At 38.1% G+C, this 6,216-nt stretch carries 5 protein-coding genes and 1 pseudogene (1 of these 6 cut by a window edge); all 6 read right to left on the bottom strand.

Features of this window, described 5'->3' with window-relative positions; genetic code table 11:
- On the bottom strand, positions 1 to 99 hold the 5' portion of the coding sequence (locus AYT27_RS09335) for a DUF2087 domain-containing protein (protein WP_223396394.1). The gene continues 69 nt to the left of window position 1, outside the view; 99 of the gene's 168 nt are visible here — the first part of the coding sequence; its start codon is at positions 97 to 99; its stop codon lies off the left edge, out of view.
- A gap of 273 nt (positions 100 to 372) precedes the next feature.
- Complete coding sequence (locus AYT27_RS09330; RefSeq protein ID WP_034448018.1) at positions 373 to 570, bottom strand: hypothetical protein; 198 nt, start codon at positions 568 to 570, stop codon at positions 373 to 375.
- Entirely contained in the window at positions 557 to 724 is a 168-nt protein-coding gene (locus AYT27_RS09325) for a hypothetical protein (protein WP_223396391.1), read from the bottom strand. The genes AYT27_RS09330 and AYT27_RS09325 overlap by 14 nt, the downstream gene beginning before the upstream one ends.
- 38 nt (positions 725 to 762) lie before the next feature.
- A complete protein-coding gene (locus tag AYT27_RS09320) occupies positions 763 to 1,167 on the bottom strand; it encodes a hypothetical protein (RefSeq protein ID WP_034448014.1) in 405 nt (134 codons plus the stop codon).
- Between the two features lie 92 nt (positions 1,168 to 1,259).
- Positions 1,260 to 2,393, bottom strand: a pseudogene (locus AYT27_RS06385) (MFS transporter); the annotation flags it as partial.
- 1,261 nt (positions 2,394 to 3,654) lie between these two features.
- A complete protein-coding gene (locus tag AYT27_RS06375) occupies positions 3,655 to 4,743 on the bottom strand; it encodes a DUF3792 family protein (protein WP_011181084.1) in 1,089 nt (362 codons plus the stop codon).
- Positions 4,744 to 6,216: the final 1,473 nt, after the last annotated feature.

The raw sequence follows: 6,216 nt of genomic DNA, 5'->3' as shown, positions 1-6,216 counted from the left end.
TCTAGCAAAATCTACCGTAAAGAGGTTGCATATCTTGAAGACTTCCGTTTCGCTATAGATTTTTTCCCTTTGAAAGGCTTGGACAATTTTTTGCAGCATTTCTTCTGTTTCTAAGTGTCGGTCACTTAAATTTTCTCTCTCCCGCTCATTTGTATCTTCTAGTGCTTTCCAGAGTGTTCTTTCCGCTTGAAATCCTTCTTTGGTGCTTTGAATAAGACTAAGATTTAAAAGACGATTGATGGATTTGTGAATTTGGCATCACAATCGACATGTTTGAGGATATCAGAAAGATTTCTCGCGCCAAGGATAATGGCTGGCATAAACAGTGCGAAGTGTCTATGAGGTCATGGCAGAGATCAGTGAATTACGGGTCTATCGTTTGTGAAGGGCTTCTTTTCCCATGGGTAAAAGATCATTGCGAATGGGCAGTTCATTGATTTCTATGAGTTCTGCTTGTAGTGATTGTGCGCGTACAATTTGTTCGGCAGGGGTGTGTTTGCGAATGATACCAAGACCACTTTGGCGATATTTGTGGTTTTCGGTGAGGGTTAAAGCCTCATAGGAGCCCATCAAGTCGGTAGAGAGTTTCTTCCCAAAAAGGGGTTCTGACACGGCGAACCCGTTGAGCTCCATCAAGAGCAACGGTTATTGTCATTGTTGGTTCATGAAGACAGAGATAACCATGAGCGGTAATATGTTCCCAAAGTGTGGTAACAAATTGCACATCATTTGCGGGCGTTCCAGCATCAATCCAAGCAAAATCTATTGGTCCCCAAGATTTGAGCGTTTCATCATCAAGAGAGAAGAAATATGGATAAATGTTACCATGTCTTTTTCAATGCTGTTGTCTTGGAGTGGTTTTTGCCATGCTTGTTCGGCGGATTGACCTTCTGCTGAAAAATCATCGATGGTGATCAATCGTGGTTGATAATTCTCAAGGACTCCTGAAGGGTCAAGAAAAGCTGTACGTTCTTCAAAAGTGGTAGATCTTAAAAGTTTTTTATCCTGTTGCCATGCTTGTTTTGCTTTTTGCAGTGCTGTAGCAATCAAGCATGTGCTATCCCCCGCACCGATTTCAAGGACTGTGCGCGGTTTTGCCATTTGAATGAGCGTGTAAAGAAGCTCAATACTGTTTTTTGTTCCCATACCAGGTTGTATCAGGGGCATCTTTTGATCCTTATCATTTTATCAATCGCAGCATCCCTGTTTTGACAAAAAACGCAGTTGTCTGTTCTATGGGGTGTTGAAGATGCATTCCTTTTTTTGCATAGTACTCTGTTCAAGATAAAACTTAATATGCCTGTGATCATGGTCGCGATACCAATGATAAACAGCGTGCTTTGGGTATGATGCACATGGACAAAATCCGCACTGATAAAACCAATGCACACTGATGTTTGTATGATGAAAAGATAAGCGGGCATTTGGCTGTTTCGCTGTTTTTTTCTGGATGGCTTTCATCATAAAACTTGTTATCAGTGCATTTTGCACACCGTTTGTACCCCCCAAGGATAAAAAAGGAAAGCATCATCAGCCACACAATGTGTGTGAGGGAAAAGCGGAAAATGCTAAAGCCGATTATTGCCACGGCTAGTGATGTTCCAGCAGCATTGCCAAAATGGTGGAAAAGACTAGAGAAACAGAGTCGACCAACCATGAGGCCAAGACTTATCATGCTTGTGATTCCATAGGTTTCTGCACTTAAATGCAGCTCGGTGCGGATGCGGACAATCGATAATACGTTGAGAGCAGAGGTGAGGATAATGGTGATGATGAGGAGGTAAGAGCATAGACGACATGTTTTTTACGCAAGAATCCCACTACATCTAATCCCTTTTTGATTTGCTGCGCTGTGTTTGTCGTTTGTGCATGAAGTTTTAAATTTTTAAAATAGTAGATGGTGATAAAGGCTCTGCATAGAGAACCATTATCGAAAACAGGAACAATCCTTTTTGTCCGTTTGATAGACCATACAATACACCGCCTAACAGTGGTCCGGCAATATAACCAAGATTACGGACTGTTTGGGTAATACGGTTTCATTGGTGATCATTATTTGCGAAGTCAGGTACAGCAACAAGAATTGCAGACCAAAAGAGTGAACCAGCACAGCCCAGTGTGAAAGAAAGGGTAATATAAAGCCAAAACTGGTTGACGACTACGGCTGTGGTTATGCATATTGCTTGAAATAATAGAATAATAGGCACTGTTCGTGCTGGCTGGAAGTGATGCAAAAAATGTGGGGCAAGGGGTCCTGCACAAATTCCTCCTATAAGCCCTGCAAAAAGCAGCTCTAAAATAGAGGCAGTACTCTTTGCTCAGTGTAAAGCAAATGTCATTTGAGCCGTTTTATCGGCAAAACCACTTAAGCCCAAAACGAGAAAAAGTCCCATTTAGGCGAAAATCATGGATTTTTTCTTTGTCACAATGCTCCCCAACATGCTAAAGCTTTTACGGCTTTTAAAATTTCCTCCTGCGCATATCTATAGGATTTATCATTTAATTTTGCTCTGTCTAGTTTTTTCCTGATGAAAGTTGGGAAAGGAATCCCTCTAAATGAGAGCTCTATTCAAAACAAGTGCAATGCCCATTTGCAGCGATGAGGAGTTCTTTATTTCGAAGAAGGGGGCCTATTGAAATTTTGTGAGTGGCTGAAGAATGATTTCACTCTCAATTTTAGTAAGTAATATTAAGAGGGGGAGCGATGTATAAACCCAAATTTGAATATCGCTACGCTATACGTCTTTAGAAACTACCTAACGTTGTTTCGATGTTTCTAACAATAAACTCGATAAGATTTTCTGCTTCATTTAAGTAAAATATCATATGTCATCTTCCTTATAGTTTGTCATAATCAGTGGAGGTTTCAGGTAATATCACCGAGAGGAATCTTTTATGAAATTTATTTTTTGTCAAATGTCATTTCGATTGAGAAGATCCTTGATCTCATCTCTTATACTTACATGCTTGTTTTGTTCGAGATATTTTTGAAAAAAAATCAAAAATAGTGTTTATTCTTCGCAATAATAATAAGAAAAAATAAAGTGATTTTTTCTTTTTCTTGAAAAAATAGAGTGAAGAGTTCTAAACGTTTCTCCTAAAGAAATAGTTTGAATAATGAATCATAGAGGAAATAAAAAATTCTGATTTTTTATGGCTTTATAGGTTTCATGTTTTTCTCAAATATAGATTTTTCATTTTTTAGATTATTATGCATATATAAATGTGCTTTCGTCATTATATGCTGTTTTTAAGCTTAGATTTTCAAGAAGGTCTGTTGATTATGTAAGTTGGGTAAAGCCTGTTTTTTTACAGGCTAGTGAGGGGGGAATGCATTTGTGCGATAGTTTGTTTATATGGATATGGAAATTTGGTATGATCATTGAAATGGAATGTCATAACAGTATCGCGTGATTGCGCAAGTGTTTTACAAGGCCCAATGATCGCGCTAATAAATAGGCTCTAATTGGTGATAGGAAAGGTGTGAAAATAACAACAGATTGGTGAGGGGGCAATGTTTTTTCCGTATGAGGATTTTTGAGTGATCTTATGGTATGTTATTGCATACAATAAAGCCATCAAGAAAATTGGCAAAAAAAAGCTGCACAGACTGTACAGCTTTTTATCACTTTCATACTTTGTGAGGAAAAGCTTTTAGAACATAAAAGAAGCCTTACGGATTCTGTAGCCATAATAACCAAAAACACTGGAAATCATAGCACCAATCAGGCTGCCTAAAAAGCCCCACCATCCCATGTGGGATGCTGTTTTCGTGGCTTTTTCGGCGGTATTTTTTGCTCCCTTCATGGCTTTCTCAAGATTATCAGAGAGCGTTTCAGCTTGTTCTTCAAGTGCTTTTAACGCTTTTTCGGTTTTTTCCTCTGCTGTTTTGTAAACATGAAGCGCATTGTTGGCTGCTGTTTGTGCATCCGTGCGTGTCATGCCATTGTTCATAAGGCTTTTGATGATATCGCTTTTATCAATCTTTGCCGTAATGGCTTCTATACGATCAGAAAGGCGCTCACCAAGATCTTTTAAATATGTGCGATAGTGAGATGGATCATTTTTGAAAGCTGTTATTGCCTCCCCAATATCCTTGAGAGCTGCTTGATAGGATGTTTTTAAGCGATCAGGATTGAGAGCAGGGATGTCGCTTTTGTTGAGAAGTGCGCGTAATTCATTGCCCAGTTTATCAAAATCAACGCCATTGTCTTTTGTCTTACGCAAAAACTGTTCAAAGCTCTCGCCATCGAATTTTGAAAAAAGGGGAGAAAAATTTGTTTTGAGGCTGTCTATGGTTTGTCCAATTGCTGAGCTATTTTCTACCGCAGCTTGAGCGCCTAGTTTTGCTGTACTTGAAACCACATGGATGGTTTGCAAGGTCATGAGAAGGGTTAAGAGAGCCCAGGTAAGAAAGCCATGAAGAGCGCCTGACGATTCTGCAAAACGTCCGGCAATAAAACCTCCCAAAGCAAGGCTGATCAGTGTAACGATAAGAGATCCTATGCCAAAGGAGCGTAACGAACCTTCAAAAGGGGTGGAAGACGTGAAATCCATTTGATTGAAGCCTAAGGCTGCAACGAGAAAAGAGAGACAGATCGAGGTGGCTAGAGCTGTCACCAGGCCGGCAAAAATTGCCGACCATGAAATCGGCGTATGAAAGAGGGGATACTGTTCCTCTACAGATGTTTTGCCTAGAAAATGGGTATCAAAGGCTGTGTCTTCAGGTATGCGGGTTTCCATGTGTTTATCTCCTTGAATGATGCTGGAGATACAATGCTTCCTGAACCATTATGTTCCAAAAGAGACAAATTTGTGCCCAAAATAGACGCAAAATACCAAAAATAAACACTGATTATCCTCCCTGAAATTATTATCTTGGGATTATAATACCCCAATGATAAAAGGTCTTGTGGTAAAATCTCAACCTAAAATAACTTTATCAAAAATGTTCGTGCTAAAAAAATAAGCTAGCTAAAATAAAAAAACTCGAAACTCAAGTCACATCCACAGTCGCAATTCTCTTGTCAATCCTTAAAGGAAAGCATGTGAAAAGTTAATGAAAACCCTTTTACATTAATAGACAGTGACTATAGCTGCTGTTGTTATGAGTAGGATGTAGGATAGTTTTTGACTCCCATTTTATAAATGAGAACGCGTACCAATGAGTGGTGCTGGCGGCAGATGAGTTTAGTTAAAATTCATGATTTTAAGTGTACTGTCTTCTATAAAAAATGTTGTTTTTAAGCTACTACTCTGCTTCAAGGGCATTTGACTTAATAAAATCACGCATAAGAGCCTCTCTTGATCACAAAACATACAAGGAAAAGCTAAAAGAGCAAAATGAATATGAGCTTTCCAACCTTTGGGCTGCAATGTTGAAAAGAGGGAATGCTGTTTATGAGGTTTATTCTTTTTTTTTCTAACGTGAAATTAAGTTATATTGATAATTTCTGACCTGATAATATTGTTGCTCATGTTTGAGAAAAACATTTTATAAACGTTGTATATTTGGGTATGTTTGAGTAAAAAGCAGGATATTTTAGCTCTCATCCCACTTTTCTCTACAGAAAAAATATTTGCTAAAATTTTAGTTTTTATTGGTTGTGCTTATAGTTAATTATGTTTAACTTTTAAAACAAATATCAAACGTGCATATTTCAAAAGCTATGAGAGGCAAGGGAGAAGGAGGAGAACGCCTTGTGTTGATAATCTCTTTCTTACTGCTCTATCCTCAGAAATAACGCTCGAAAAACTTTTTAAATCCTTGAAGTAAAAACTCTAAAAACCAAGAGGGAAGGTTTAAAAAATTTAAAATAATATCCAAAAGTTTAAAAGTTCTTTCTAAAGGTGTTTTTTTAGTTTCGCACCCCGTTTTTTATCGAATACGATAGGGGCTGGTTCAATGGATTATTTTGTAAGAAGATATTGCAGCCTATAAGGGTGATCTCATTGTTTATGCTGTAGGGATTATGAGCTGTAATCGGTTCATAGTTTCTATAGATCTCTACTTTTTCATTGATGGTCGTCGTGTGTTTTTTTTAAATGTATTCGTACAAAATTTATTTTTATTCTCAGATGCGTTGTGAGTGAAAATACATGCAGCGCTTATCATTTTTAAGGGCATGTTTATGTTATTGATCTTGGTTGTGAGTTCTTTGAAATATTCTAGAGATGGAATTTTTATAGAAAAGCTTTTTAGGACAAGGACAGCCT

The sequence above is a fragment of the Bartonella henselae str. Houston-1 genome (assembly GCF_000046705.1).
GTDB classification, from domain to species: Bacteria; Pseudomonadota; Alphaproteobacteria; order Rhizobiales; family Rhizobiaceae; genus Bartonella; species Bartonella henselae.
This window is presented reverse-complemented; position numbering and strand designations above follow the sequence as displayed.